The sequence below is a fragment of the Bradyrhizobium sp. USDA3010 genome (assembly GCF_056429065.1).
In genome coordinates this window covers 54,777-79,109 of the sequence record NZ_JBWJZD010000028.1, presented here as the reverse complement: position 1 = coordinate 79,109, position 24,333 = coordinate 54,777, and the positions used below count along the sequence as shown (strand labels likewise).

The following is a 24,333-nucleotide window of genomic DNA, read 5'->3' as shown; positions in this document are numbered from 1 at the left end:
CGAAAGGCGGCGTCGACCGATTTAGATTGATTCCAATATGAATCCCGCATCAGTTTGGAATTGCTACAAGAACCGGCTTTTCCCTTTGCATCCGGCCGGGGCCGACAATATCCATATTGGCGAGCATCACCCGTTGGACCCGCCTCTTCTGATGATTGTCTGTTCCTGTAACGTCCTCAGCGACCACGATGTCCGCAATGCCGTCAATGGCGGCGGGTCTGTGACACGAAATGCCAAGCAGGTGTATGGCTGCCTCGGCTGTAGCGCCGAATGCGGCCGCTGCGCGCGCACCATCAAGGCCATCATCGACGAGGCGCTTGGCCCCTGCGCCAAGGCCTGCTGCTCGGGTTGCCCCCACAGCGGCCATCCGCACGCTGCCAACGACGAAGACGCCGAGCCGGCCGAATTCGCGCTCGCGGCCTGCTAGGGCCATTTCCGGTTCTGATCGACGCAGAACCGAAGCTTTCCCGTTTCAATGCGTTTTCTTCATGCGATCCGGCTGCAACGTCGCCGGAAACGCTCTGCCTCCGCAAATCCCTTAAATCCGGTGTCCACGCGCTGCTTCCGCGAAGGGTTGCTCTCTCCGGCAATCTGATTTAGAAGCGTTCTAAATTCAGTGCTGGCCGTTTCGGCCGCGACAGGTGGAGTGGATCATGCAAGGCGACCCGAAGGTCATCGATTATCTGAACAAGGGGCTGCGCAGCGAACTGACCGCCATCAATCAGTACTGGCTGCACTACCGGATGCTCAACAATTGGGGCCTCCTGGAGATGGGCAAGGTCTGGCGCAAGGAGTCCATCGAGGAGATGGAGCACGCCGACAAATTCGTCGATCGCATCCTGTTCCTCGACGGCTTCCCGAACCTGCAGGTGCTCGATCCCCTGAAGATCGGCCAGGACGTCAAGGAGATCATCGAGTGTGACCTGGCCGCCGAGATCGGCGCCCGCACGCTCTATCAGGAGGCGGCGACCTACTGCCACGGCGTCAAGGACTATGTCAGCCGCGACCTGTTCGAGCAGCTGATGAAGGACGAGGAAGACCACATCGACTTCCTGGAGACGCAGCTCGACCTGATCAAGCGCATCGGTCTCGAGCTCTATACCCAGAAGCACGTCGGTCATCTGAAGGGCGAGGAGTCCTGATCGGCCTCTTCGCGCTCGGAGAGTGGCTTTCAAAAATGCGAAAGGCGTCCTTGCGGGCGGCCTCTTTCGTTTTCGCGATCCGGATGAAGTGATCGGTCAGTAGCAGCGGATGATGTTGATGGTGCGATCGCCGTCGCGGCCGGGCACCGTCACGCTCTCGGTGGGGCAGCTCGACACATAAGGCCGATCCGACGGCACCACGGCCGGCGGAAACCGATGCGCCCAATCCCAGGGCACGTCCTGGGTGTAGGTGTAGCGAACGTCGTTCGACGCCGGCGCCGGGACCGCGGCGGCGTAGGGAACATCTGCCGCGCCATCATAGTATCCGCCTGCGTCCGGCAACACGATGCCGGGCACGCGCACATGATGACGGAAGGCCGGATGATGGGAGGAAAACGTGCCGCGCGGCGCCGTTCCGGATCTCGCATGGGTCGCGGTAGAGCAAGCAAGCAGCAGCGCTGCAACGCCGAGGGACGCGATCAGCGCCCCATATGTTCGATATGCCATTGTTCGACAAGCCATGGCCGGCACCACTCGCGGTTACGGAGCATTTGTGCAGACGCTAGGCCGCGCCTGAGGGCGCCCGCAAACTCATCCTTAATTATTGGTTAAAAAGTAAGGTTAACAGGAGGTATCTGTTTCAAATTGGCGCGACTGCGTGGCAGTGCCTCAGACCGCGTCCGCCGGAACGAAGCAGCTGATGATGATGTTGCCGCGGTGGTGCACGTACCACACCACGGCCTCGCCGACCGGATTGCCGCGATCGCGGATGATCGCGCGCTCCGGCACCATCATCCATTCGCCCTCGATCGGCACCCAATAGGCGCCGCCCCGAACGTCATAGCTCGTGCGATGGCCGTCGGAGATATCGCAGCACGGCACGCCGTTGGGCGCGATCACGCTTTTGAACCAGGCGCGGATATCGGGCGGCACGTTGTCGTATTGGCCGTTGTCGAACGCCAGCGCTGCGCCCGCCGTCATGGCGAGCCACGCAAACATCGCGCCATGCGTGAGCCTTCGCATCGCATCCCTCCGCGACAGCCTTGTGCGTGACACGCGCGCATGGTCTCGCGCGCGAATCCGATGTTGGTGCGATTAGGCACGAACCGCGCACGAGATGCATGCCCAAAGAATCAGCGAGGCAGCGCTGCTGTCCCGTGATGCAGTGCGGGATCGCCGCGTTCAGGCCGGCTTCTTCGTGCGCGCCTTCTTCGCAGGCTTTGCCGCGATATTGTCCCGGGCCATTGTGAGCGCGCTACGCAACGTGACCTGATCGGCTTTGGCGAGGCGGACATTGGTGCTGCCGCCCTTGCCCCAGCCGCCCGGCACCGGCCGGAAGATTTCCGGCTCGGCCTCGACCACGACAGCCTGTTGCTCCGGGGTCAGCTTCACCATGCCCCAATCCTTGTCGGGATAGCCGAGCGTTGCGAAGATGCGGTTGCCGACGCGAAAGTCGGCGGTGCCGTGATGCGCGCCCTCAATCACCTCGGGCAGGCTCAGCGCTGTGCGGCGGAAGCGGGTTGCGGACATGGTCGCCGACCTCGATCTCGTCGGCGGAGCCTAACACGTGTTGCTGATGGAGGCGTGTCCAGCTAGCTCGCCCTCAGCACGTTCAGCGCGTACCATCCCCAATAAACACGGTGACGCTGGATCAGGCCGTCCTCGATCTCCATGACCTCGACGAGGTCCATCTGATCGCCATCCGGGGACTGGCGCGGATATTCCCAGGTGAGAATTCGGCCGTCGCTGAAGAAACCCTGCTTGAAGCGCCGCCGCTGCGGTGGGTTGGTGCGGAACACGCGCGTGATGAACTCGCGCAGCGCGGCGCGGCCCTGGACGATCCCGTCGGTAGTCTGCATCAGGTGCTGGACCAGCGGGCTTTCGATCGAGGCATCGGGCGCATAGAGCGCCAGCGCCGCCTCGAGGTCCTTGTGGCCGAGGGCCTCGTCCCAGAGCCTGTAGATGCGTTCTGCGTCGGAATTATTGGCTGGCATGATTGTTCCCTTGCGTTTCGTCTGATGGCACCGATTTGAGCGGAAGAGGCTGCCGCGACGTTTCAGGAAAAACTGAAATGAGTTTCACGGCACGGCGAATGCGGCTAGGACGTTTCAGCGCGATCCGGAGGACGATGCGGTGAGACCATCCCAATCCGTGCAGACGGGATTTTCGCGGATCGCCGAGGCATTGGGCGATCCGGTGCGCGAGGCCATGGTCAGCGCGCTGGCCGACGGCAAGGCGCTGCCGGCCGGCGAGCTCGCCGCGGTGGCCGGCATTTCGCCGCAGGGCGCCAGTGCGCATCTGCAGAAGCTGGTGGATGCGCGCGTGCTGTCAGTGTGGGCACAGGGCAGGTTCAGATACTACCGGATCAGGGACGACGACGTCGCGGCGCTGATCGAGAACCTGGTCGATCTTGCGGCGAAAACCACTGCCGGGCGCAAGCGTGCGATGCCGGCCGAGCAGCTCAGGCAATCGCGCACCTGCTACTATCATCTGGCGGGCCAGCTCGGCGTGCTGCTGTCGAATGCGCTGGTGCGGCGTCGCCTTGTCGTCATCGACGGCCGCGATGGTCGCGTGACTGAGCAGGGGCTGGCCTGGTGCCGCGCCGAAGAGATCGATTTCGATCCGGCGCGGCAGCCGCACCTGCGGCTCTGCAATGACTGGACCGAGCGCGTGCCGCATCTCGCGGGTCCGTTCGCCAATGCCGTGCTGGCGCGGCTGGTCGCGATGCGCGGCGTTGCGCCGCATCGGATTCCGCGCGCGTTGCGGATCACCGACCGCGGGCGGGCGTTCTTCGACCGGCTCGGCGTCGAGGTTCCCTTCTGACGCCGCGAGACCGTGCTAGCGGCCGTCCTGGACCTCGGTCTCCGGGCGGTCATTGCCGGAGGCGGTTTCGGTCAGCCATTTGCCGTCCGACGTCTCGTACTGGATCGCCTCGGTGCGCCCGGGAACGCGTTGCTCGTTGGCGGCGCGCCGGGCGGCGGCAAGCGCCGCGGCGTGGGTTGGAAACGGCTCCGAGAACACCCCGTCGACGGTATAGGCCCAGCCGCCGTCGTGCTGGACCACCTTGTAAATCACGTGGCTCATCCGGAACCTCGTTCCATCGTGGACGATGAGGCTGCCAGAATAGACCACGATGTCCTATTTTGCAGCAGCCGATCGTCCTTGAGACACAAGCCCCGAGGTGCGGGCGAGGGAGACCGACATGTGCCGCAATATCAAGACGCTGTTCAACTTCGAGCCGCCCGCCACCGAGGACGAGATCCACGCCTCGGCGCTGCAATTCGTGCGCAAACTGTCCGGCTTCAACAAGCCATCGCAGGCCAATGAGGCTGCCTTCAACCTTGCCGTGGCGGAGGTTTCCGGTGCTGCGCGAAAACTCCTGATCTCGTTGCAGACCACGTCGCCGGCGCGCGATCGCGAGGTCGAGGCGGAGAAGGCGAGGGAGCGCTCGCGGCTGCGGTTCGGCTGAGGCTCGCGCATTCCGTGATGCGGGTCACGGTACGGTGCCATGTCCCCAGGCATCATGACCGTCACCCCGGTCCCGGAGCAAACGCCATGAAGCCTGCCGCCCTGCTCACATTGTGTTCGATTGCGTTCGCCGTGCTCTGGACCTGCGGCATGCTGTGGTCGAGCGGCACGATCGACCTCGCCAACGTCATCATCCTGTCGGCCTGCGGGGCGTTCGCGGGTATTGCCTGGTACTACGCGATGCGCTGGGTCTTCCAGCTCATGCAGCTCGCCGGGCCGTCCGATCCTCCGGCCGAGCCGGGCGCGGAGCGCTGAGCATCGAGCGCGGTGAGCATCGAGCGCGACACGGACACAGCTGGCCGAGTCGCTCCGTGAGGACAAGAAGGGTTACTTCTTGTCCTTCTTGCGGTGCTTCTTCTTTTTCTTGTGATCGTCGTCCTCGTCCTCGTCGTCAGCGAAATCGATCGCGTCGACGTCAAGGGCGATCGCCTCCGCTGCGGCGCGCTCGGCGGCATCGCGTTCGGCGAGCTCTGCGGCTTCACGCTCCTTGGTGCGTTTGTAGTCTTCCCAGGCGTCGAAGATCATGTGCAGCCACGGCATCACCTGCTCGATCGATGGCAATTGGCCGGGCGGGCCGGCTTCACCGCGCGGGCCGGCGGGACCTTGCGGCCCCTGTGGACCAGCCTCGCCGCGCGGCCCCTGCACGCCAGCCTTGCCCTGCGCTCCCGGCTTGCCCTGGGGACCTGCCTTTCCGACCGCGCCCGCCTTGCCCTGCGGACCCGGCTTGCCACGCGGACCTTCCGGCCCAGGCCGTCCCGGATGTCCCTGCGGTCCAGGCTTTCCCGGCTCGCCCTGACGGCCCTGCGGCCCCTGCGGTCCCCGTTGCCCCTGGCGGGAAGTTGTCTCGTCAGCCACTGATATGCTCCGTCGCGATTTGAAGCCGCTTGTAACAGAGGTTGGAGGACGGCTTCAATTCTGCCTGCCGGCACCGATGCAAGCGATCAACAGTCATAATTCCATGCGCGTATTACAATGGAGAGGGCGTATTGCGGGTTCTGGACGGCATATACCGCGAAGGTGCGAGCGAACCGCAATCGCTCGACATCGTCGTGACGCGACACGATGTGCGCGACGAAGCGGCCTTTCGCAGCACGGGTGTGCTCGAGCTCTATGAAGAGCTGTTTCCCGCGAGCGAGCGCGACAGCCCTGACGACATTGTGCGCTGGCTGTTGTCGGATGATGTCGGCGAGCGGCGTCACTTCAGCGTCGGCGGCCACGAGATGTCCTATCGTCTCGACTCGCGCTGCTTCATCCTGCGCGCCGGCGCCGGGCGCGCGGTCGGGCTCGGCTTCTTCACCTACGATCACGCAAGCGACCTGATCTTTTGCAACCATGTCGGCATCGCGAAGGCATGGCGCGGCGGCGGCCTGGCGCGCGCGTTCTATCGCGAGACGGTCGCCATGCTCGATGCGCTGTTTCCGAACAATATCGGCGTGGTGCTCGAGGTCGAGTCATTCGAACGCGATCGCATGGCCGCGATCATCGCCGATCTCGAGCGGACCGGCAGGCGGCAGCTCGCGGCGGAGGAGCGGGACGAGATCCGCCGATTGCTGCGCGCAAGCTGGTACGACAAGCTCGACTATTCCGTGTTCTGCGACGCGCGCACGATGCGGCCACTCGCCTGCCGCTCGCCATGTCTTGATCCGTCTCCGCCGTCATCGGATTGGGTGGGCGGAGAAGTGAGCTACTGGCTCATGTGGCAGGCGCGGACCGGCGCGGCCTCTGCGGAGCCGCGCGCAGGTCAGCTCTGGCACAAGGCCGCCACCGCAATCTATGTCGAGATCCTCGCAAAATCCCTGGTTGCGGCGGATCCGAACGGCCGGCGCGGCTATTGGGACTATGCGACCGCACTGGTAGGCCACACGCTGCAACGGACCGCGGTGGCCGACGTGCGTCTCGCACGCTGCCTCGATGACGATGCCAGCGCGTTGCTGTCGCGCTGGCGGCGTCTTGCGATCGATCTGCCGATCTGACCGCTACGCCGCGGCGTGCTCGCTGTGCGGCACGTCGATGCCGTCGGCCGAATATTCGCGGATCTTGTTCCGCAAGGTCCGCACCGACAGTCCGAGCACGCGCGCGGCACGGGTGCGGTTGCCGTCGCAGCGCGCGAGCGTTTGCAGCACCAGTTCCCGCTCGACTTCATCGACGGTCGCGCCGATCAGCAGCGGGACGATTTCATGTGGAGCCAGCGACGGCAGCAGTGCTTCCGGCGACGGTACGGTGGACGCGTAAGACATGAACTCCTCCCGATCAACGCCCGCCTCGTCGATGAGGCGCAGACATCGAGAATGAACTACCCCGTAAATCAACGGTGTGCCGGTTTGGTTAATAATTCCTTAACACACCCCTAACTCCCTGCTTTGTAAGCAAAATACCCAGAAATCGCCACGATTGCGGTTCCATCGGTCACAATGTCCGGTAGCCGCCATCGACCATCACGATCGATCCCGAGACATAGGCCGAGAGGTCGGAGGCGAGGAAGATCGCGGGACCGACGATGTCCTCCGGCTTGCCGGCGCGGCCGAGCGGGGTGTGATCCATGAAGACCTTCACGAGGTCGGGATTGGAGGCGCGCACCTTCTCGTTCAGCGGCGTCTCGATGAAGCCGGGGCCGATCGCGTTGACGCGCACGCCGTCCTTGCCAAGCTCGGCGGCCAATGCCTTGGTGAAGCCGAGCACGCCGTGCTTGGAGGCGGTATAGGCCGGTGAGCTCGGTGTGCGCAGATGCACGAAGGACTGGATCGAACCGATATTGACGATGCGTCCGTTGTTCTTGCGCAGCGGTGCGAGGAAGGAATGCGTCACGTTGAAGACGCCGGTGAGATTGATCGAGATGATGTCTTCCCAATCCTTGATCACGGCCTCCTCGGCGCCGAGTATGCCGTTGCGGCGCGCGATGCCGGCATTGTTGACCAGGATCGAGACAGGTCCGACCTTGTCGGCGATTTGCTTTGCCATCGCGATGCAGGCGTCGAGGTTGGTCACGTCGAGCGCAAAGCTCTCCGCCTTGCTGCCGGCGCTCCGGATTTCCTTGGCTGCTTCCGCCGCCGCGTCGCCGTTCATGTCGAGCAGTACCACGCGCGCACCCTCGCGGCCGTAGCCCGCGGCGATGGCACGCCCGATGCCCGAGCCTGCACCCGTGATGACGGCGATGTGATTGTCGAGAAGGGCCATGGTGTTTCCTCGTTCTGATTTATGAGCGTTGTCGACAACACTATTCAAAACTGCGCCAACCGAAACGCCAAGCCGCGTTTGCGCGTTGCTGTTATCCGGATTCGGATGACAGTACGGATCGATCATGGACCAGCATATCAGACATTGGAAAGTCGCGATCGCGCGCTTCTGCGCGGCGCTTGATCCCGACTATCGCGAAATGGCTAGAATGATCGCCCAGATCGCCACGACCGACATCGACGACACGCTGCGGCATGCGGCCGCACAGGTGCTGCCGATCCTGCGCCAGGCGGCGCTGAAATCGGCCGACCGCCGCACCAGATCGATGGCGCTGCGCCGTCTCGGCATCGTCAGCGATGCGCTGCACATGCTGTCCGCGCCGCAGTTCGGCCGGCGTGGCTTGACGCCGAAGGCACTGACGCAGGAAGAGCGCTGCCGGCAGTTGCTTGGCCTGCCGTTCGGCCGCCGTCTCGCGGCGACCGAGGTCCATCAGGCGTTCAAGCGCGCCGCCAAGACGGTGCATCCCGACGGTGGCGGCAACGGCCCGGCATTCCTCGAACTCGCCGCCGCGCGTGACGCGCTGATCAAGCATCACTGACGCGCGATGGCGTTACGGCCTGACAGCACAAGGGCGGACGCCGCGTTGTTGCCGCGCGTCTGCCCTGTGCGGGATCGGAGGGGCGCTCAGAACGAGCAGGTGCCGTTGTTGAGGAGGCCGGTCTTGTAGCTGAACGCGGCGTCGAAGGTCGGCAGCTCCTCGCTGACGACGACGAAGTTCGCCGGCCACGGCGTGGTCGGAATGCTCTGGTCCCAGATCTGGCAGAAGCCGGTGTCTTGCCAACGGATCAGATGATAGGGCGTGGCGCTGGCCGGGCTTGCCGCGGCAAGCACGGACACAGTGGCGGCGATGGCGGCACAGGCAATCGCAAGACGACGCATGGAAAATCTCCGGTTTGAAAAAGTGAATGCTCCGCGGGGAAATCCTGGAGCTCAGGGGCCGATCGCCCCGGACATGCAGTGAGTGTTGCAACCCCGGGAACAGGTTCAACGCCGCTTGCGCGGGCACTCCCGTCACCAATGGGCGCCTGCTGTGCCAAATTGCGCCTGACGACGCGCTTGCTACAGTCGGCGCATTGCGATTCGTGCCCGCGTCGCGACGCGAGCAAATCGACGTGAGCCAAATCGATGTGAGAAAATCCCGGGAGACCGCACATGAAACTTTCATCCACCCTTCGCGCCGCGCTGGTTGCACTGATGGCCTTCACCGGCCTCGCTGTCTCCACCGCCGCGCGCGCCGACAGCGGCTTCGTGACGCTCACGATCTACAAGGCCGGATGGTTCATCGGCGGCTCCGGCGGCAGCGGCGTGCTGACGTTCCGCGGCCGCTCCTATCGGCTGTCAACCGGCGGTCTCGACTACGGCCTGGTGTTCGGCGGCTCCAAGACCGTGCTGCGCGGCCGCGTCAGCAACATCAATCGTCCGTCCGACGTTGCCGGCGTCTATGGCGCGGCGGGCGCCGGGCTTGCCCTCGGCCGCGGCGCGCGCGCGATCGTGCTGACCAATCAGAAGGGCGCGGTGCTTGAACTGACCGGCCACCAGGTCGGCCTGATGGCCAACGCCGATCTGAGCGGGCTTGCGATCACGATGCGGTAGCGCGTTTTGTCCAATCTATCCCGGTCATCCTGAGGTGCGAGCACTTGCGAGCCTCGAAGGATGCACGGCCCGGCTGGTGGCCGATTTATCCTTCGAGGCTCGTCGAAGAGGCTCGCACCTCAGGATGACCGGGATAGAGCATTATCGAGCGAAGTGGCTACCGGCTTCGCGTGAAATAAAGCGCCAAAAGAGCAATCGAGAGCCGCGTTCCGATCCCGTCGGAACGAAACGGCTCTGGCGGGCAGGGTGTGCGCCTGCGTGATTTCGGAATACTAGAATCGTAGCCGTGAGTTGCCCGACGTGTCAAGTGGCCGGTCGAACGCCGGCCGCCGCTGCTGGCTCCTTTGCATGGGGTTGTTTTCGACAATTTGGCAACGCACCTCCCTGCGCGTGACCACGGCGGTGCTTACCTGAACAGATGCAGCGCGGCGTATTGCAGCAGCATGATGGTCTTGCCGTCGACGATGCGGCCATCGCTGATCATGGCGAGTGCGTCGTCGATCGCAAGCTCCAGCACCTCGATGTCCTCGCCCTCGTCGGCGAGCCCGCCGCCGTCGCTGACGCGCATCGCGGCATCGTATTCGGCGACGAAGAAATGCAGCTTCTCGGTCACCGCACCCGGCGTCATGAAGGCTTCGAACACCTTGCGCACGTGCGCGAGCCGGTAGCCGATCTCTTCCTCCGCCTCGGCGCGAATGCGCGCTTCCGGCGCAGCGTCGTCGAGCATGCCGGCGGCGGCCTCGATCAGCAGATCATCATAGCCGTTGGCGAAAGCGGGGTAGCGGAACTGGCGCACCAGCACCACGGTGCGGGTGTTCAGATTGTAGGGCAGCAGCGCCGCTCCGTTGCCGCGGTCATAGACCTCGCGCACCTGGGTCTGCCATTCGCCATTGCTGCGGCGGTAGTCGAAGGTCGCGCTCTTCAGCTCGTAGCGGCGCTTCGAAAGCAGCTGGACGTCCTTGACGCGGACGCGGTCGGCGATGCTCATGCGTAACCCTTTAATTTCGTCACGACGTCGCTTCGCGGCCGTCGAGCCATTTGGCCAGCATCACCGAGGTCGACTTCTCATAGCCGAGCGATTGGTAGAATGCGCCGGCCTTGGCGTTCTCCCGGCGCACCAGCAATTGCAGCTTCGGCACGCCGGCATTGCGCAGCCAGTCCTCGGCCGCCGCCATGATGTTGCGGCCAAGCCCATTGCCCTGGAGGTTGGGATCGACCGCGACGTAATAGACCCAGCCGCGATGGCCGTCATGACCGACCATCGCGGTTGCGACGATCGTGTCCGAGTTGCGGCCGACCAGGATGGCCGAGCTCGGTCCGCGCCGCGCCAGCGCGATATCGGCGGCCGGATCGTTCCACGGCCGGGTCAAGCCGCACGCCTGCCACAGCGCGACGACGTCGGCGACGTCGGCGTCGGTGATCTCTGCAATGGCAAGCGAGGGGGAGGGCACTGTCGTCTGCACGGTCACAGCACCTTGCCCGGGTTCATGATGCCGAGCGGATCGAGCATCGCCTTGACCTGCCGCATCAACTCGATCGCGACCTTGTCCTTGACGTCAGGCAGTTCGTCGCGCTTGAGCACGCCGATGCCGTGCTCGGCCGAGATCGAGCCGCCCATCCGCAGCACGATCTCGAACACGACGGCATTGACGTCGTGCCAGCGCGCCAGGAAGTCGGCCGCATTGGCGCCGACCGGCTGGCTGACATTGTAGTGGATGTTGCCGTCGCCGAGATGGCCGAACGGCACCGGCCGCGCGCCCGGGATCAGCTTCACGACGGCCGCGTTGGCCTCCGCGATGAAGGCGGGCACCGCCGCGACCGGCACCGAGATGTCGTGCTTGATCGAGCCGCCCTCCGGCTTCTGCGCCGCCGACATCTCGTCGCGCAGCTTCCAGAACGCCTGGCGCTGGCTCAGATTGGCGGCGATCACGGCGTCATCGACGATGCCGTCTTCCATGCCCTGGGCGAGGATCGCCTCCAGCGCGTCGCGCGCATCGTCACGCGACGACGACAATTCCATCAGCACGTACCAGGGATGCTTGCTCTCCAGCGGATCGCGGATATCGATGCCGTGGCGGATCGAGAAATCGACCGCGATGTCGGCGAGCAATTCGAAGCTCGTCAGGCTGCCGGCCGCCTCGTTGCGCGAGATCGACAGCAGCTTCAATGCCGCCGCCGGCGACTTCAGGCCGACATAGGCGGTCTCGACCGCGCGCGGCTTCGGAAACAGCCTCAAGGTTGCGGCAGTGATGATGCCGAGCGTGCCTTCGGCACCGATGAAGAGGTTGCGCAGGTCGTAGCCGGTGTTGTCCTTCTTCAGCTTGGACAAAGCGTTGAGCACGCGGCCATCCGCGAGCACGACCTCGACGCCGAGGGCCATCTCGCGCGCCACGCCATAGGCGAGCGCTCCGGTGCCGCCGGCATTGGTCGAGAGGTTGCCGCCGATGGTGCAGCTGCCTTCGGCGCCGAGCGACAGCGGAAACAGCCGGTCGACATCGCTTGCCTTCTGCTGCGCGATTTGCAGCACCACGCCGGCCTCGCAGGTCATGGTGTTGGATTCGACATCGATGTCGCGGATCTTGTCGAGCCGCCGCAGCGACACCACGACCTCGCCGTGATGCGGTGTCTGGCCGCCGACCAGGCCGGTGTTGCCGCCCTGCGGCACCAGCGCGATCCTGTGCTCGCTCGCAAGCTTGCAGATCGCAGCGACTTCGGCGGTCGAGCCCGGGCGCAGCACCAGCGGCGAGCGGCCGTGAAACAGGTCGCGCTCCTCGGTGACGTAAGGCTCGATGTCGGCGGCATCTGTCACGGCATATTTGTCGCCGACGATGGCGCGGAATCTTGCGAGCAATTCGGGTGGAAGCGGCGGCACCGCTGATTGGACGATGTTCATTTTTTCTTGGTCTTTCACTCAGTCGGGATCTTTATTGAGGCATGACCTCAGCGCAAACGCGTGGCGTTTGTCGCGGGGAAACCGGCTCGCACTCTATCCGGGTCATGCCTGTTACCGCCCAACCGCTGCGCGGCGCAGCCGGTCATTGATGGCTTCGCCGAGCCCATCCTCGGGAATGGGCATCACGGCGATAGTATCCGTGTTTCTCTTGTCGAGCGTGCGAAGGTAGCCGAACAGATTGGCGGCGGCCTCGGCGAGATCGCCGCGCTCGGACAGGTTCATCTCCACGGAGGCGCATTCGCGCCGCCCGACCTTGACCGGCCCGAACGCCAGCAAGGCTTCACCGACATGGACATCGCTGGCATTGAGCCGGACCGGTGTCCGCGGTGCATAATGTGACGCGAGCATGCCCGGGGCGATCGGCTGAGCGTCGCCTTCCGCATCGGGCGGCGGCGATTGCAGCGGCTGGCCGAGCACGCGCTCGATCTCGGCGCGGGTCAGCCCGCCCGGCCGCAGCAGCACCGGATCGGAGAAGCAGCCGACGATGGTGGATTCGACGCCGACCTCGACCGGGCCGCCGTCGACGATCAGCTCGATCCGGCCCGCCAGATCGCCGTTCACGTGCTCGGCTGTGGTGGGCGAGACATGGCCGGAGAGATTGGCCGACGGCGCTACCACGGCACCGCCAAACGCCTTGATGATGTCGCGCGCCACTTTGTGGGCCGGAATGCGTATAGCGACCGTATCGAGCCCGGCGGTTGCGAGTTCAGCGACCGGGCAGGACAGCGCCTTCGGCAGCACCAGGGTGAGGGGACCGGGCCAGAATGCTTCCGCCAGCCGCAAGGCCTGCCCGTCGAACAGGGCGATCCGGCGCGCGGCGCCGAGATCGGCGACATGGGCAATCAGAGGATTGAAGGCCGGCCGGCCCTTGGCCTGGTAGAGCCGGGCGATCGCGGCGGCGTTGCCGGCGTCGGCGCCGAGGCCATAAACCGTCTCGGTCGGAAACGCCACCAGGCCGCCCTCGGCCAGTACCCCGGCCGCGGTCGCCGTGGCGGCAGCGCCGGCGGGCAAAATGTGCGTTTTCAGGCCAGTATCCACTGTGACTAGATTCCTCAATTGGGTGCCTTGTGGTCCCTTGCGGTCCCCGAAACCCGACGCTATAAGCCGGCCTCTTAGTCGGAGTGTGGCTCAGCCCGGTAGAGCACTGCGTTCGGGACGCAGGGGTCGCAGGTTCGAATCCTGCCACTCCGACCAGATTTCCTTAGGTTTTTTGTTCTCATCGGTGGCTGTTCCCGAGTCAACCACCGATTTGACCACCGAAACATACCGCGCTTTTTGGCCAATGGCTGCCGCCGCCCCCTGCAAATGATCGGGATGGTGATGGCCATAGGTTTCCTGCAGGACCTCCGCCGACATGCCGAGGAACCCGGCCGCCTCCCAGATCGGCACGCCACGCTGCATCAACCAGGTCGCTGCCGTGTGGCGCAACGTGTGCGGAGTGACTTTCCCGGGCAGCCTGGCCAGATCCACGGCAGATTTGAAGCCTTTCTTTACGGATGCGACCGGTTTGCCATTGAACTCGACGAAGCAGGTGCTGATCAGCTTCCGGTCTTGCCAACGACGCAAATGAGCCAATAGCCGGGGTGGGAGCGGAGCTGGTGTCTGACGCTTCTTGGTGGCTCGCTTCCCGATCGGCCTCCGGTAAAAGATACCACGCTCGAGATCAACGTACGAGTGCCCAAGCTCGGGGTATGGCGATGCCGCCGCGATCGCGCCTGCCCGCGTGCCGGTGTAGAGGCCGATCAGGATAAATCTGGCCACGTGTCGCAGCGGTCGGCGGTCTGTCCATACCGGGTCGCCCTTTGAGCTGCCTGCGTGGATTGTCTGTTTTTCGCGATAGCGCCAACATTGCCAAATCAGGGCCGCCGCCTCGCTGCGTGTCAGCCACCGGTCGCGCGCCTCGCCTTTCGGCGGAAGGGACACGCGAACCGTGCCTCGGTGAAAGCCCTCTTTTGCATGATGGTTGATCGCAGCGCGGAAAGTCTCGAGATCACGGCGCGCGCCGCCCTTTTTGCCGCGATGTCTGACGTAAGCCGCACAGGTTTGCGCGTTGACTGCCGCCAGCTTCTTGCCACCCCAGAAATCGTTGAGCCGGTCGATCCTCGCTTCGATTTCAAACTGATCACCGGGCTCGCCGATATCGGTCAGATAGATCGACAGCACGTCGGCGCAATCGATGTCGTCAATATCTCGTCGACTACGCTCCGGTTGATATTTTTGCGCGATGTAGTTTGCTAACGCTTGCTCTGCTTTCTGCGGAGGCTTTGTTTCAGACGCGCTCGCAATGCATCCTGTGGCGATATGACGGTCGCCGTCCTTGATAATCCAAACGGACTGGGCGACGAGATTGCCTCCGCGATACCGTGCTTTGCGTCTGTAGAGCCGGGCTCCCTTGCTTGGACGCGGCATAATTCCCTCATTCTCTCTATATGAAACAGTGTCGTGTAATCCTTGCCCGCAATGCGCTCGATAATGAGCCTTCCGCGAGCACTCTCTCTGCGCAACCCGGAGGCGGTCATCGAACCATCGGGAAATGCCACGGCCGCCGCCACCGAAAGCCGAAGTGGATCGTGCAGTCCAACAGCTTCGCGGTGCTTTGTGTCGATCATGTCAGTGAAATCGCAAACTGCGAACGCAATGACGGTGATCGAGCCTTAGGCGAGTGGCATTCTTGTTTCTCTGATTGTTTAGAGCGTGTGTTTGTCTCGGAGTTGATGGGAGCCGAAAATGTGTTTCTGTATTGATCAAAGATGCGGTTCTGATCAGCGTTTCCGTTTCTGATCAGCCGCTCCGTGGTGCTGGATGTCTCGGGATTGTCAGAGCCCATCGGCACATACAATCAACCCGTGGACGGCAACTCAATTGCGACGAGCCGCAGTTTGGGCCGATATCATCGGGCAGGGAGAATGCCTGGGACGGAAGCGCCAGCGTTATCCTAGGTGCGGATATTGATCACTTTTGCGAAAGGGCTCATTTCACGTTGTTCGTTTCGGCCGAGTTCTCGACTTGCCATACCGTCAACGGTGCGGGCGAAACAGACTCGACGAAGTTGGCCGCTGACTCGGCTACGCGCAGCGCTTCACACGATGGCCGATAGATCGATCTAGTTCGACAATATGCGGGGCTTGCTCGACGTGGCTTGCTGGATTCTATCGGGTCGAATGTTTTGCCGGTACTGGTAGATTTGACAGGTGGAGTATTGGCCTGACGAACCACGGGTGCGCTTCGATTCGGGATCTCGATGCGCTCGATGTCTGTTTTACCGCTGCTCCAGGGACGATTTCCCTGCTCATGGCTGTACGACCTGTGGCAGCCGTCCCGCCGCCGAAACCCTCGCATGCTTCTTTTTTCCCCGCCGGCAAGCCGGCTCCTCGCGGCCGCTTCGCTGCAAAAAAGGCGCGAGCTCGGGTGCGCCGCTGACGCTTCGCCCCAGGGGTTCGGCGGCGTTCGGCCGCCACGACGGTCTCGCCATCGCAGGGGATCGGCCCTGCGGCAACGAAGGAGACAGACCATGACTGCAATCGGATTCGTCACCCGTAACGACAACGGCGGCTTCAGGGGCGAGCTCAAGACCTTGTCCATCCGTGCCCACATCGACATCGTTCCCAACAGCGGCAAGTCGACTGAGGCCCAGCCGGATTTCCGCATCCTCGCCCAGGGAGTTGAGATCGGAGCCGGTTGGATCCGGCGCGGCGAGAGCAGCGGCAAGAACTACATCAGCCTGTCCCTTGCGGCACCTGAGCTCGGGTCTCGCAAGCTCTACGCCAACCTTGGCCGAGCCGTCGGCTTGGGCGACGATAACGGCTTCTTCCTGATCTGGAATCCCGGAGACTAGCCCGGGATTTTGGGCTCCCGCGCCTCGCGCGGGAGCCTTTTCTGTCTCCAAGCGGTTGGCTCTTGATCGTCGCGTTCGGCGCGCGGGCAATCGAACGCGGAACGGCACTTGGTCTGTGTGCCTTGGAGCGGTCCAAAGGCCACGACAGCGAGCGCAAGCTCGAGAATCTTCTCCTGGGCGCCCTAGCTTAACGGGGGGCTTGAGGGGTACTGCCCGTCACCCTGCACAATCCGAGAAGCCTCGAGATTCATGCCGCCATCGATTCGCGCCTGGGGCGAGGCGCCGTATTGCTGTTTGGTGGGCTTGTCGAGGCGCCTGGAAGATGAGCTGCATGACTTGACCTGAACTGGTCGATTCGTGTCGATGGGGAGCACCGTCTTGTGAGAAATCCGCCTCAAGGCCAGGTTCGAGCGAATGCTGCAGACGCCGGCTATGCGCGAGAGCTGGTTTACGATGAGATCCTCAAGGGCCTCGATGTCAGACACCATAACGCGGAGAAGATAATCGCTATCCCCGGTCATCAGATAGCATTCCATCACCTCGCTAAGGCGATCAATTGAACGCGTAAAGCTCTCGAGTGATGGTTGGGCCTGTCTTTCAAGCTTTACTTGTATGAATGCCGTAACGCCGATGCCGAGAACCGCGGGATCCAGCACTGCAATTCGCCGGTCAATTACCCCGAGCTTTTCGAGCGTACGAACTCGGGCGAGACAGGGAGACGGTGAAAGATTGACACGGGAAGCAAGTTCAACGTTGGTCAAACTGGCGTTCTGCTGCAGTTCATTCAAGATCTTTATGTCGATCCTGTCCAAAGCCGTCGTCGTCATTTCGTTCTCCCATGGGCAAGCATTCGTCGTCCCATCGAGGCCCGGCCCCTCGCGTTATCTCGCGTGGTGACATCTCGATGAAACAAATGCTATCCCTCGCCCGGGCATGTAGAATTTCGATAAAATGACGACTTGTATCGAAAAACGGTCAATCTGGTCTTGCCGCCCGAACGTGTGGCCTACGCGCCGTTGCCTGTTGCCGTCCCGATGGGCAACACGATTGCAAGCTGGGCATTACATTTGGTCGCGGGCCTGAATCGGGGTCCAGCGCGAAGCCTGCAATCTCTGGAGATCCGGGTCTTTGTCGTCGGGCCTAGCCAGGTATTTGGTAGGGCAGTATGTCCCTGCGATCGCGGTCTATTCTCAATCTGCTCTTGAGCGGCGGAATCGCCCGCTGAGAACAATTGGTCCGCTCGCAGATTCGGCAAGAAATTCCGATGGGATCGTAAGTGCCTTTGTTTGTGAGGTCGAGCCCGTCTGCATACACGAAATCTTTCGCGTAGGAGACCTCGCATCCCAGCGCGATGGCATAGCGCGGACGAGGAGAGCCGAAGCCGCCCCGGCCCTTCGAAAGCTCGGTTGCGATACAAAGAAATCGGATGCCGTCTGGTGTCTCGGCGAGTTGCCGAATGATTTGACTTGGGACCTCGAATGCCTGGTGAGCATTCCAGAGCGGGCACGCGGCTCCGTAACGTGCAAATTGCAGCTTTGCCGCGCTGTGGCGTTTGGTGATGTTTCCGGCGCGGTCCAATCGCGCGAAGAAAACGGGCACCCCCTTCGAGCCTTGCCGTTGAAGCGTAGACAGGCGATGGGCAACCTGCTCAAGGCTCGCACCGAACTTGGTCGCGAGCAATTCGAGATCGTGCCGTAGCTCTCGAGACGATTGCAGGAATCTTTGGTACGGTAAAATGAGGGCGCCGGCAAAATAGTTTCGCAATCCGGCCGCGCACACGTTTCGTGCATCGACTGATCGAAACGTCGCCCGATCTGCAATCTGACCAATCCGGTCTTCTTCTTCAAGCGCCGCAATTTGCAGGGCAATCTGGAAGGTTCGAGTTGGTGTAGGTAGATATTGGCTCAGAAAAAGCGTGCGCGATGCACGATCGAATTGCCGCAACGAGGTCTCGTTAGGACCGCTCTGGCGTATCTGCACGCCATGTTGCGATTCCAGGTAGCTGATCAACGCGGTTGTCGCGTTGCTGTCGGGAATATTCAGCCGTTCAGCAAGAGCCTCGGCCGCCGTATCCAACTCGTGGACGTAGTTGTCGACCAGGTGAAAGAAATCGCGAACTTCCTCGTAAGCCGTCGGCTCTCCCGCCAGGTTGGCGATCTGGCCATCCAGGCTGGCGAGCTGCTCGCTGTTGCGACGATATGCCTGATGAGCGATCAGGAGCGCTTGAGCGAAACCGGGAGCGTTCTGAACCACCAGTTTCAACTCTTGTATGCTGGGCGCGTAGGAAGCGAAGATCGGATCAGCCAACGACTCGGTCAGAATCGAAATGACTTTGTCACTGTCGTTAAGCGATAAGGAGCTAAGGTCGACCTGAAATTTTTCGGCGAGAAGCACCAGTACAGAGGCCGAAACCGGCCGCTGATTGTTCTCGATCTGATTCAGGTAACTAAGCGAAATTCCCAGCCGCTCAGCGAACGCGGCTTGGGTGAGCCTTGTGCCCTCCCTTACCTCGCGGAACCGCCGACCAATATAAAGCTTTCCTGCCATTTGCAACTTCGCAATTTACTATTCGCAATTATGTAACATGTGCAAATGTGCGTCTTCAAGCCTTCTCAGGTCTCGTATTGCTTGTGTATGGCGGGGTAGGTGCCTGCCTTAGCGGACCCACTGAGGATAGTTGCGTGATCTCCACAATTGAAGCTCTCGAAGAGCGGCGCGCCGGCGCCAAGCTGGGCGGCGGCGAAAAGCGCATCGAGGCGCAGCACGCCCGCGGCAAGCTGACCGCCCGCGAGCGGATCGAGCTCCTGCTGGACAAGGGCTCGTTCGAGGAATTCGACATGTTCGTCGAGCACCGCTCGATCGAGTTCGGCATGGAGAAGACCAAGATCCCCGGCGACGGCGTCGTCACCGGCTGGGGCACGGTCAACGGCCGCAAGACTTTTGTCTTCGCCAAGGACTTTACGGTGTTCGGCGGCTCGCTTTCCGAAACGCACGCACTGAAGATTACAAAACTTCAGGACATGGCGATGAAGGCGAGGGCGCCGATCATCGGTCTCTATGACGCCGGCGGCGCGCGCATCCAGGAGGGCGTCGCTGCCTTGGCGGGCTATTCCTATGTGTTCCGCCGCAACGTGCAGGCCTCGGGCGTGATCCCGCAGATCTCCGTCATCATGGGCCCGTGCGCCGGCGGCGACGTCTATTCGCCCGCGATGACCGACTTCATCTTCATGGTGAAGAACACCAGCTACATGTTCGTCACCGGCCCTGACGTCGTGAAGACCGTCACCAACGAGGTGGTGACCGCGGAGGAACTCGGCGGCGCCTCGGTGCACGCGACGCGCTCCTCGATCGCCGACGGCGCGTTCGAGAACGATGTCGATGCACTGTTGCAGATGCGCCGGCTGATCGACTTCCTGCCGTCGAACAACACTGACGGCGTGCCGGAATGGCCGAGCTTCGACGATATCGGCCGGGTCGACATGTCGCTGGATACGCTGATCCCCGACAATCCGAACAAGCCCTACGACATGAAGGAGCTGATCCTGAAGGTCGTCGACGAGGGCGACTTCTTCGAGATCTCGGAGACCTTCGCCAGAAACATCGTCACCGGCTTCGGCCGCATCGCGGGCCGCACCGTCGGCTTCGTCGCCAACCAGCCGATGGTGCTGGCGGGCGTGCTCGACAGCGATGCGTCACGCAAGGCCGCGCGCTTCGTTCGCTTTTGCGATGCCTTCAACATCCCGATCGTCACCTTCGTCGACGTGCCGGGCTTCCTGCCCGGCACCGCGCAGGAATATGGCGGGCTGATCAAGCACGGCGCCAAGCTCCTGTTCGCCTATTCGCAGTGCACCGTGCCGCTCGTCACCATCATCACCCGCAAGGCCTATGGCGGTGCCTTCGACGTGATGGCCTCGAAGGAGATTGGCGCCGACATGAACTACGCCTGGCCGACCGCGCAGATCGCCGTGATGGGCGCCAAGGGCGCGGTGGAGATCATCTTCCGCAGTGACATCGGCGACCCCGACAAGATCGCGGCGCGAACCAAGGAATACGAAGACCGCTTCCTGTCGCCCTTCATCGCCGCCGAACGCGGCTACATCGACGACGTCATCATGCCGCATTCGACAAGGCGGCGGATCGCACGGGCACTGGCGATGCTCAGGGATAAGAAGGTCGAGATCCCCGCGAAGAAGCACGACAATCTGCCTCTGTGATCATGTTCAAGAAAATCCTGATCGCCAACCGCGGCGAGATCGCCTGCCGGGTCATCAAGACTGCGCGCCGTATGGGGATTGAGACGGTTGCCGTCTACTCCGAGGCCGACCGCGACGCGCTGCATGTCGAGATGGCCGACGACGCCGTGTTGATCGGCCCGCCCGCCGCGGCCGAGAGCTATCTTCTGATCGACAAGATCGTCGACGCCTGCCGCAAGACCGGCGCACAGGCGGTTCATCCCGGCTACGGCTTCCTGTCCGAGCGCGAGGCGTTTCCGCGCGCGCTGGAAGCAGCCGGCATCGTCTTCATCGGCCCGAACCCCGGCGCCATCGCCGCGATGGGCGACAAGATCGAATCCAAGAAGGCCGCGGCCAAGGCCAAGGTCTCGACCGTGCCCGGCCATCTCGGTGTCATCGAGGACGACAAGCACGCGGTCCAGATCGCCGACGAGATCGGCTACCCCGTGATGATCAAGGCCTCCGCCGGCGGCGGCGGCAAGGGCATGCGCATCGCGCATTCGAAGAGCGAAGTCGCCGAAGGCTTCAACCTTGCCAAGGCCGAGGCGAAGTCGTCATTCGGCGACGACCGCGTCTTCATCGAGAAATTCATCGTCGATCCCAGGCACATCGAGATCCAGATCCTCGGCGACAAGCATGGCAACGTGATCTATCTCGGCGAGCGCGAGTGCTCGATCCAGCGCCGCAACCAGAAGGTCATCGAGGAAGCGCCGTCGCCGCTGCTCGACGAGACCACCCGCCGCAAGATGGGCGAGCAGGCGGTCGCGCTGGCCAACGCGGTGAACTACGATTCCGCCGGCACCGTGGAATTCGTCGCCGGCCAGGACAAGAGCTTCTACTTCCTGGAGATGAACACCCGTCTGCAGGTCGAGCATCCCGTCACCGAGCTGATCACCGGCATCGACCTCGTCGAGCAGATGATCCGCGTCGCCGCCGGCGAGAAGCTTGCACTCGCGCAGAAGGACGTCACGCTGACCGGCTGGGCGGTGGAGTCCCGCGTCTATGCCGAGGATCCGTTCCGCAACTTCCTGCCGTCGATCGGCCGCCTGGTGAAATACCGTCCGCCGGCCGAGGCCAGCCATGACGGCATTACGATCCGCAACGACACCGGTGTGCAGGAGGGCGGCGAGATCTCGATCCATTACGATCCGATGATCGCCAAGCTCGTCACCCATGCTCCGTCGCGTGCCGCGGCGATCGAGGCGCAGGCGACCGCGCTCGACGCCTTCTATGTCGACGGCATCAGGCACAACATTCCGTTCCTGTCGGCGCTGATGAACCATCCGCGCTGGCGCGAGGGCCGGCTCTCGACCGGCTTCATCGCCGAAGAATTCCCCAAGGGATTCTCCGCCCGTGCCCCCGAGGGCGAGATCGCGCGGCGGCTGGCCGCGGTCGGTGCCGCGATCGATCACGTGCTGGGCGAGCGCAAGCGGCAGATTTCCGGCCAGATGGGCGGCCGCGTGGTGCAGCGCGAGCGCCGCCGCGCGGTGTGGCTCGACCGCGCCGAGATCGCGCTCGATGTCGCACGCGAGAGTGACGCCATCGCGGTGCGCTTCATCGGCGCCGACGGGCTCCCCGGCAATCCGCACAATCTGGTGTCGAGCTGGGCGCCGGGCGAGCCGGTGTGGCAGGGCACCATCGACGGCAATTTTGTCGCCGTGCAGGTGCGCGCGATCAACAACGGCTTCCGCCTCGCGCATCAAGGCTATGAGGTGCCGGTCTATGTCTTCACCGAGACCGAGGCGACCTCGGCGCGGCTGATGCCGGTGGTCTCGGCGGCCGACACCGGCAAGAAGCTGCTGTGCCCGATGCCGGGCCTCGTGGTGTCGATTGCGGTGACCGAGGGCCAGGAGGTCAAGGCCGGCGAGACGCTCGCGGTGGTGGAAGCCATGAAGATGCAGAACGTGCTGCGCGCCGAGCGCGACGGCACGGTGAAGAAGATCCACGCCACCGCCGGCGCCACGCTTGCGGTCGATGCGCTGATTCTGGAGTTTACGTGACAACAAGGTATCGCGATCTTCGCATTCTACCGTGAGGAAATGTCGGTGTTCCAGGGCGGCAATGGGACGATCGCCCTCGTATGTCAATGGACTATGGTTGATCAAGGTCGAACGATTTTGCGCACGCGTCTGACTTTCAGTCCGCGTCACATCAAGGCGAACCGAAGTTCCACAACATACTGAAGTGAGCATTCTGAAAGCCTCATTCATGCGACCTGCGGAGACTCTAGAATCGAGCCGCCTTGCAGCAGCGTGAATGGGCCGGCAGAGAGCTCCAATAGTGCAAAATCGATCATCGGTGACTCGCGAGCTGCACAAGCGCACGGCATTAGATCACCAAGGATCGCCGCCCGCCAAATCGCAACCGGCGGAAACGATGATGCGCGCCGATCGCTCTTCCGCGGAAGCGTCAGCGTTCCAATAACGCTATGAATCGTCTCCCCTCTTCGCACGTGCCGGGATTAAGCAACCCGGTCCGATAGCGTGCAGCATAATATGCTGATTGGCGATGCGCGTGGTGAACACTTCGAACATTAATGCCGCCCGGCCGGCGCAAATATCATCCGACAATCGTGGTCTGAAGGTCACAGATCGATGGTGAGCCTGGAATCGAAAGCGAAAGATGAAGCTCAAGCACATCTATCTTACCGCCCTGGAGCCTGAAGCGTTAGCCCGGTTCTATGAAGCGCTCGGATTGACGATCCGCTTCGCCGACAGCGCCAAGTGGGTTCAATTCGCCGGAGAGAAGGCCGCCTTCTGCATCGCAAGCCCGGGAGAGTCGGTATCCGAGCGGGCTCGGAATGCGGTCGTCGTATTTGAAGTGGATGATCTGGAGCTGACGCTCGATCGAGCCCGTGCCTTGGGAGCCGAGGTTTTCGGTGAAGTGCGGGATATGGGGGCGCATGGTCGTGTGGCTAACTTGCAGGATCCGCAGCACAACACGATCCAGCTCTTTCAGGCTGCGATCGCGCAGGGCGGCTAGCCGGCTCCGGATAATTCGGTTCGAGTATTTGCGGGAACCCATCACCATGAACTTCCGAGTGTCTCCGATGCCAAATCAAGAAACCCCGGTGTTCAGCAGCGCGGAATTCCGGAGCGCAATGCGCAGCGTGCCCGGTGCAGTATCTATCGTGACCACGGGGATACAACCGGGCAGGCACGGTTTGACGTTGACGGCCGGCTGCTCATTGTCAACGGACCCATCAAGCGTGCTCGTTTGCGTCAACAAATCCGCCGGCGGTCACGACACAATAAAGCAGAGCGGATCATTCTGCTGGAATATTCTCACGGCTGATCACGCCGAGCTGGCAAAGAGGTTTGCGGGACAGGACGGAAGCAAGGGTGACATACGCTTCACTGAAGGTTTGTGGCGTAAACTCACTACAGGTGCGCCCAGCCTAATCGAGGCAATTTGCAGCTTCGATTGCCGGGTGTCGGGCGCGTACGATGCAGGTAGCCATACGATCTTTGTCGGCGAAGTGGTTGCGCAGACGACCAACCTCGATCGCGAACCGCTCGTCTACGTAAACGGCGACTTCACCGTACCGAAGCGTTAGAAATCCACACTTCGACCAATTCGGCTGTCGAAGGAATGTTGCACGTTAGTCAGAATAGCGTCGGCATGCCGGCCGAGATGTCGCCGCAAAGCTCGAGCCAGAACGTCCTGTCGCTAAGAGGATACCCGTCGTCAAAAGAGGAGCAATGTTTATGCAGGGGACTATGGGCGCTGACCAGATCGGGTGGAAATTCAATGCCGGGATGGTCTCGATCCCGGCCGAGTGCGGCCAGTTACGGGTAGCAGTTTCGCTGAGTGTCG

At 62.7% G+C, this 24,333-nt stretch carries 29 protein-coding genes, 1 tRNA gene and 1 pseudogene; 15 read left to right on the top strand and 16 right to left on the bottom strand.

Going from position 1 to position 24,333, the window contains the following annotated elements; genetic code table 11:
* The first annotated feature begins 151 nt into the window (after positions 1–151).
* The gene (locus AC066Y_RS32135; RefSeq protein ID WP_050422037.1) at positions 152–427 is read left to right on the top strand and encodes a (2Fe-2S)-binding protein; all 276 of its coding nucleotides are present in this window, start codon (positions 152–154) and stop codon (positions 425–427) included.
* 226 nt (positions 428–653) lie between these two features.
* Positions 654–1,142, top strand: a complete 489-nt coding sequence (bfr, locus tag AC066Y_RS32130) for a bacterioferritin (protein ID WP_092126895.1) — start codon at positions 654–656, stop codon at positions 1,140–1,142.
* A 96-nt stretch (positions 1,143–1,238) separates the two neighbouring features.
* Here the strand turns inward: bfr and AC066Y_RS32125 are convergent, their stop codons facing one another.
* The 4 genes from AC066Y_RS32125 to AC066Y_RS32110 form a co-directional block, all read right to left on the bottom strand.
* A complete protein-coding gene (locus AC066Y_RS32125) occupies positions 1,239–1,649 on the bottom strand; it encodes a hypothetical protein (protein WP_478277377.1) in 411 nt (136 codons plus the stop codon).
* A 162-nt stretch (positions 1,650–1,811) separates the two neighbouring features.
* Positions 1,812–2,165: a hypothetical protein gene (locus AC066Y_RS32120; RefSeq protein ID WP_478277376.1), complete on the bottom strand. Its 354-nt coding sequence runs from the start codon at positions 2,163–2,165 to the stop codon at positions 1,812–1,814.
* 159 nt (positions 2,166–2,324) lie between these two features.
* Positions 2,325–2,672 (bottom strand): MmcQ/YjbR family DNA-binding protein, encoded by a 348-nt coding sequence (locus AC066Y_RS32115; protein ID WP_478277375.1) that lies wholly within the window; start codon positions 2,670–2,672, stop codon positions 2,325–2,327.
* A gap of 62 nt (positions 2,673–2,734) precedes the next feature.
* On the bottom strand, positions 2,735–3,136 hold the full coding sequence (locus AC066Y_RS32110; RefSeq protein ID WP_478277374.1) for a nuclear transport factor 2 family protein: 402 nt from the start codon (positions 3,134–3,136) through the stop codon (positions 2,735–2,737).
* A 139-nt stretch (positions 3,137–3,275) separates the two neighbouring features.
* Between AC066Y_RS32110 and AC066Y_RS32105 the strand changes: the two genes are divergently transcribed.
* Positions 3,276–3,965 carry an ArsR/SmtB family transcription factor gene (locus tag AC066Y_RS32105; protein ID WP_478277373.1) on the top strand — a complete coding sequence of 230 codons (690 nt, stop codon included), beginning with the start codon at positions 3,276–3,278 and terminating at the stop codon, positions 3,963–3,965.
* A 15-nt stretch (positions 3,966–3,980) separates the two neighbouring features.
* Here AC066Y_RS32105 and AC066Y_RS32100 read toward each other — a convergent pair whose 3' ends face one another.
* Complete coding sequence (locus AC066Y_RS32100; RefSeq protein WP_478277372.1) at positions 3,981–4,226, bottom strand: DUF2188 domain-containing protein; 246 nt, start codon at positions 4,224–4,226, stop codon at positions 3,981–3,983.
* Positions 4,227–4,344: 118 nt separating this feature from the next.
* Between AC066Y_RS32100 and AC066Y_RS32095 the strand changes: the two genes are divergently transcribed.
* Together AC066Y_RS32095 and AC066Y_RS32090 are read left to right on the top strand one after the other, a co-directional pair.
* The gene (locus AC066Y_RS32095) at positions 4,345–4,611 is read left to right on the top strand and encodes a DUF2277 domain-containing protein (protein ID WP_173641287.1); all 267 of its coding nucleotides are present in this window, start codon (positions 4,345–4,347) and stop codon (positions 4,609–4,611) included.
* 86 nt (positions 4,612–4,697) lie between these two features.
* Positions 4,698–4,925 carry a hypothetical protein gene (locus tag AC066Y_RS32090; protein WP_478277371.1) on the top strand — a complete coding sequence of 76 codons (228 nt, stop codon included), beginning with the start codon at positions 4,698–4,700 and terminating at the stop codon, positions 4,923–4,925.
* Positions 4,926–4,997: 72 nt separating this feature from the next.
* Here the strand turns inward: AC066Y_RS32090 and AC066Y_RS32085 are convergent, their stop codons facing one another.
* Positions 4,998–5,525, bottom strand: a complete 528-nt coding sequence (locus AC066Y_RS32085) for a collagen-like protein (protein ID WP_478277370.1) — start codon at positions 5,523–5,525, stop codon at positions 4,998–5,000.
* Positions 5,526–5,656: 131 nt separating this feature from the next.
* Here AC066Y_RS32085 and AC066Y_RS32080 point away from each other — a divergent pair, with 131 nt between their 5' ends.
* Positions 5,657–6,643 (top strand): hypothetical protein, encoded by a 987-nt coding sequence (locus AC066Y_RS32080; protein WP_478277369.1) that lies wholly within the window; start codon positions 5,657–5,659, stop codon positions 6,641–6,643.
* Between the two features lie 3 nt (positions 6,644–6,646).
* On the opposite strand, the gene AC066Y_RS32075 is transcribed toward AC066Y_RS32080, so the two are convergent.
* Both AC066Y_RS32075 and AC066Y_RS32070 read right to left on the bottom strand, forming a co-directional pair.
* On the bottom strand, positions 6,647–6,907 hold the full coding sequence (locus AC066Y_RS32075) for a helix-turn-helix domain-containing protein (RefSeq protein WP_478277368.1): 261 nt from the start codon (positions 6,905–6,907) through the stop codon (positions 6,647–6,649).
* 169 nt (positions 6,908–7,076) lie between these two features.
* On the bottom strand, positions 7,077–7,844 hold the full coding sequence (locus AC066Y_RS32070) for an SDR family NAD(P)-dependent oxidoreductase (RefSeq protein ID WP_478277367.1): 768 nt from the start codon (positions 7,842–7,844) through the stop codon (positions 7,077–7,079).
* A gap of 124 nt (positions 7,845–7,968) precedes the next feature.
* On the opposite strand from AC066Y_RS32070, the gene AC066Y_RS32065 reads away from it, so the two are divergent.
* Positions 7,969–8,442, top strand: coding sequence for a hypothetical protein (locus tag AC066Y_RS32065; protein WP_478277366.1), 474 nt, complete (start codon positions 7,969–7,971; stop codon positions 8,440–8,442).
* 86 nt (positions 8,443–8,528) lie between these two features.
* On the opposite strand, the gene AC066Y_RS32060 is transcribed toward AC066Y_RS32065, so the two are convergent.
* Positions 8,529–8,783: a hypothetical protein gene (locus AC066Y_RS32060; RefSeq protein ID WP_478277365.1), complete on the bottom strand. Its 255-nt coding sequence runs from the start codon at positions 8,781–8,783 to the stop codon at positions 8,529–8,531.
* Positions 8,784–9,056: 273 nt separating this feature from the next.
* Between AC066Y_RS32060 and AC066Y_RS32055 the strand changes: the two genes are divergently transcribed.
* Positions 9,057–9,497 (top strand): lipid-binding SYLF domain-containing protein, encoded by a 441-nt coding sequence (locus AC066Y_RS32055; protein WP_092124605.1) that lies wholly within the window; start codon positions 9,057–9,059, stop codon positions 9,495–9,497.
* Between the two features lie 406 nt (positions 9,498–9,903).
* Here AC066Y_RS32055 and AC066Y_RS32050 read toward each other — a convergent pair whose 3' ends face one another.
* The 4 genes from AC066Y_RS32050 to AC066Y_RS32035 all read right to left on the bottom strand — a co-directional run bounded on the left by AC066Y_RS32050 (position 9,904) and on the right by AC066Y_RS32035 (position 13,488).
* Positions 9,904–10,485, bottom strand: coding sequence for an NUDIX hydrolase (locus tag AC066Y_RS32050; RefSeq protein ID WP_212311617.1), 582 nt, complete (start codon positions 10,483–10,485; stop codon positions 9,904–9,906).
* A gap of 19 nt (positions 10,486–10,504) precedes the next feature.
* The gene (locus AC066Y_RS32045) at positions 10,505–10,966 is read right to left on the bottom strand and encodes a GNAT family acetyltransferase (RefSeq protein ID WP_478277364.1); all 462 of its coding nucleotides are present in this window, start codon (positions 10,964–10,966) and stop codon (positions 10,505–10,507) included.
* On the bottom strand, positions 10,963–12,390 hold the full coding sequence (locus AC066Y_RS32040) for an FAD-binding oxidoreductase (protein WP_478277363.1): 1,428 nt from the start codon (positions 12,388–12,390) through the stop codon (positions 10,963–10,965). Before AC066Y_RS32040 ends, AC066Y_RS32045 begins: the two co-directional genes overlap by 4 nt.
* A 111-nt stretch (positions 12,391–12,501) precedes the next feature.
* Positions 12,502–13,488, bottom strand: a complete 987-nt coding sequence (locus AC066Y_RS32035) for an L-threonylcarbamoyladenylate synthase (RefSeq protein ID WP_478277362.1) — start codon at positions 13,486–13,488, stop codon at positions 12,502–12,504.
* 79 nt (positions 13,489–13,567) lie between these two features.
* Here AC066Y_RS32035 and AC066Y_RS32030 point away from each other — a divergent pair.
* Positions 13,568–13,644, top strand: a tRNA-Pro gene (locus tag AC066Y_RS32030).
* A 135-nt stretch (positions 13,645–13,779) separates the two neighbouring features.
* On the opposite strand, the pseudogene AC066Y_RS32025 reads toward AC066Y_RS32030, so the two are convergent.
* A pseudogene (locus AC066Y_RS32025) lies at positions 13,780–14,211 on the bottom strand (tyrosine-type recombinase/integrase); the annotation flags it as partial.
* Positions 14,212–14,265: 54 nt separating this feature from the next.
* Between AC066Y_RS32025 and AC066Y_RS32020 the strand changes: the two are divergent.
* Together AC066Y_RS32020 and AC066Y_RS32015 are read left to right on the top strand one after the other, a co-directional pair.
* Positions 14,266–14,688 carry a hypothetical protein gene (locus AC066Y_RS32020; RefSeq protein WP_478277361.1) on the top strand — a complete coding sequence of 141 codons (423 nt, stop codon included), beginning with the start codon at positions 14,266–14,268 and terminating at the stop codon, positions 14,686–14,688.
* Positions 14,689–15,961: 1,273 nt separating this feature from the next.
* Complete coding sequence (locus AC066Y_RS32015; RefSeq protein WP_478277360.1) at positions 15,962–16,285, top strand: DUF736 domain-containing protein; 324 nt, start codon at positions 15,962–15,964, stop codon at positions 16,283–16,285.
* 182 nt (positions 16,286–16,467) lie between these two features.
* On the opposite strand, the gene AC066Y_RS32010 is transcribed toward AC066Y_RS32015, so the two are convergent.
* Complete coding sequence (locus tag AC066Y_RS32010; protein WP_478277359.1) at positions 16,468–17,112, bottom strand: Lrp/AsnC family transcriptional regulator; 645 nt, start codon at positions 17,110–17,112, stop codon at positions 16,468–16,470.
* 313 nt (positions 17,113–17,425) lie between these two features.
* The gene (locus AC066Y_RS32005) at positions 17,426–18,832 is read right to left on the bottom strand and encodes a helix-turn-helix domain-containing protein (RefSeq protein ID WP_478277358.1); all 1,407 of its coding nucleotides are present in this window, start codon (positions 18,830–18,832) and stop codon (positions 17,426–17,428) included.
* Positions 18,833–18,969: 137 nt separating this feature from the next.
* Here AC066Y_RS32005 and AC066Y_RS32000 point away from each other — a divergent pair, with 137 nt between their 5' ends.
* From AC066Y_RS32000 to AC066Y_RS31985, 4 genes are all read left to right on the top strand, one after another.
* On the top strand, positions 18,970–20,499 hold the full coding sequence (locus AC066Y_RS32000; protein ID WP_478277406.1) for an acyl-CoA carboxylase subunit beta: 1,530 nt from the start codon (positions 18,970–18,972) through the stop codon (positions 20,497–20,499).
* Positions 20,500–20,501: 2 nt separating this feature from the next.
* On the top strand, positions 20,502–22,517 hold the full coding sequence (locus AC066Y_RS31995) for an acetyl-CoA carboxylase biotin carboxylase subunit (protein ID WP_478277357.1): 2,016 nt from the start codon (positions 20,502–20,504) through the stop codon (positions 22,515–22,517).
* A 622-nt stretch (positions 22,518–23,139) separates the two neighbouring features.
* Complete coding sequence (locus AC066Y_RS31990) at positions 23,140–23,499, top strand: VOC family protein (RefSeq protein WP_478277356.1); 360 nt, start codon at positions 23,140–23,142, stop codon at positions 23,497–23,499.
* A 67-nt stretch (positions 23,500–23,566) separates the two neighbouring features.
* Entirely contained in the window at positions 23,567–24,073 is a 507-nt protein-coding gene (locus AC066Y_RS31985) for a flavin reductase family protein (protein ID WP_478277355.1), read from the top strand.
* Positions 24,074–24,333 lie beyond the last annotated feature (260 nt).

Coding starts and splice junctions, on each gene's coding strand:
- AC066Y_RS32135 (WP_050422037.1), top strand. CDS start 152: ATGATTGTCTGTTCCTGTAACGTCCTCAGCGACCACGATGTCCGCAAT.
- bfr (WP_092126895.1), top strand. CDS start 654: ATGCAAGGCGACCCGAAGGTCATCGATTATCTGAACAAGGGGCTGCGC.
- AC066Y_RS32125 (WP_478277377.1), bottom strand. CDS start 1,649: ATGGCATATCGAACATATGGGGCGCTGATCGCGTCCCTCGGCGTTGCA.
- AC066Y_RS32120 (WP_478277376.1), bottom strand. CDS start 2,165: ATGCGAAGGCTCACGCATGGCGCGATGTTTGCGTGGCTCGCCATGACG.
- AC066Y_RS32115 (WP_478277375.1), bottom strand. CDS start 2,672: ATGTCCGCAACCCGCTTCCGCCGCACAGCGCTGAGCCTGCCCGAGGTG.
- AC066Y_RS32110 (WP_478277374.1), bottom strand. CDS start 3,136: ATGCCAGCCAATAATTCCGACGCAGAACGCATCTACAGGCTCTGGGAC.
- AC066Y_RS32100 (WP_478277372.1), bottom strand. CDS start 4,226: ATGAGCCACGTGATTTACAAGGTGGTCCAGCACGACGGCGGCTGGGCC.
- AC066Y_RS32095 (WP_173641287.1), top strand. CDS start 4,345: ATGTGCCGCAATATCAAGACGCTGTTCAACTTCGAGCCGCCCGCCACC.
- AC066Y_RS32090 (WP_478277371.1), top strand. CDS start 4,698: ATGAAGCCTGCCGCCCTGCTCACATTGTGTTCGATTGCGTTCGCCGTG.
- AC066Y_RS32075 (WP_478277368.1), bottom strand. CDS start 6,907: ATGTCTTACGCGTCCACCGTACCGTCGCCGGAAGCACTGCTGCCGTCG.
- AC066Y_RS32070 (WP_478277367.1), bottom strand. CDS start 7,844: ATGGCCCTTCTCGACAATCACATCGCCGTCATCACGGGTGCAGGCTCG.
- AC066Y_RS32065 (WP_478277366.1), top strand. CDS start 7,969: ATGGACCAGCATATCAGACATTGGAAAGTCGCGATCGCGCGCTTCTGC.
- AC066Y_RS32060 (WP_478277365.1), bottom strand. CDS start 8,783: ATGCGTCGTCTTGCGATTGCCTGTGCCGCCATCGCCGCCACTGTGTCC.
- AC066Y_RS32055 (WP_092124605.1), top strand. CDS start 9,057: ATGAAACTTTCATCCACCCTTCGCGCCGCGCTGGTTGCACTGATGGCC.
- AC066Y_RS32050 (WP_212311617.1), bottom strand. CDS start 10,485: ATGAGCATCGCCGACCGCGTCCGCGTCAAGGACGTCCAGCTGCTTTCG.
- AC066Y_RS32040 (WP_478277363.1), bottom strand. CDS start 12,390: ATGAACATCGTCCAATCAGCGGTGCCGCCGCTTCCACCCGAATTGCTC.
- AC066Y_RS32015 (WP_478277360.1), top strand. CDS start 15,962: ATGACTGCAATCGGATTCGTCACCCGTAACGACAACGGCGGCTTCAGG.
- AC066Y_RS32010 (WP_478277359.1), bottom strand. CDS start 17,112: ATGACGACGACGGCTTTGGACAGGATCGACATAAAGATCTTGAATGAA.
- AC066Y_RS32005 (WP_478277358.1), bottom strand. CDS start 18,832: ATGGCAGGAAAGCTTTATATTGGTCGGCGGTTCCGCGAGGTAAGGGAG.
- AC066Y_RS31995 (WP_478277357.1), top strand. CDS start 20,502: ATGTTCAAGAAAATCCTGATCGCCAACCGCGGCGAGATCGCCTGCCGG.
- AC066Y_RS31990 (WP_478277356.1), top strand. CDS start 23,140: ATGAAGCTCAAGCACATCTATCTTACCGCCCTGGAGCCTGAAGCGTTA.
- AC066Y_RS31985 (WP_478277355.1), top strand. CDS start 23,567: ATGCCAAATCAAGAAACCCCGGTGTTCAGCAGCGCGGAATTCCGGAGC.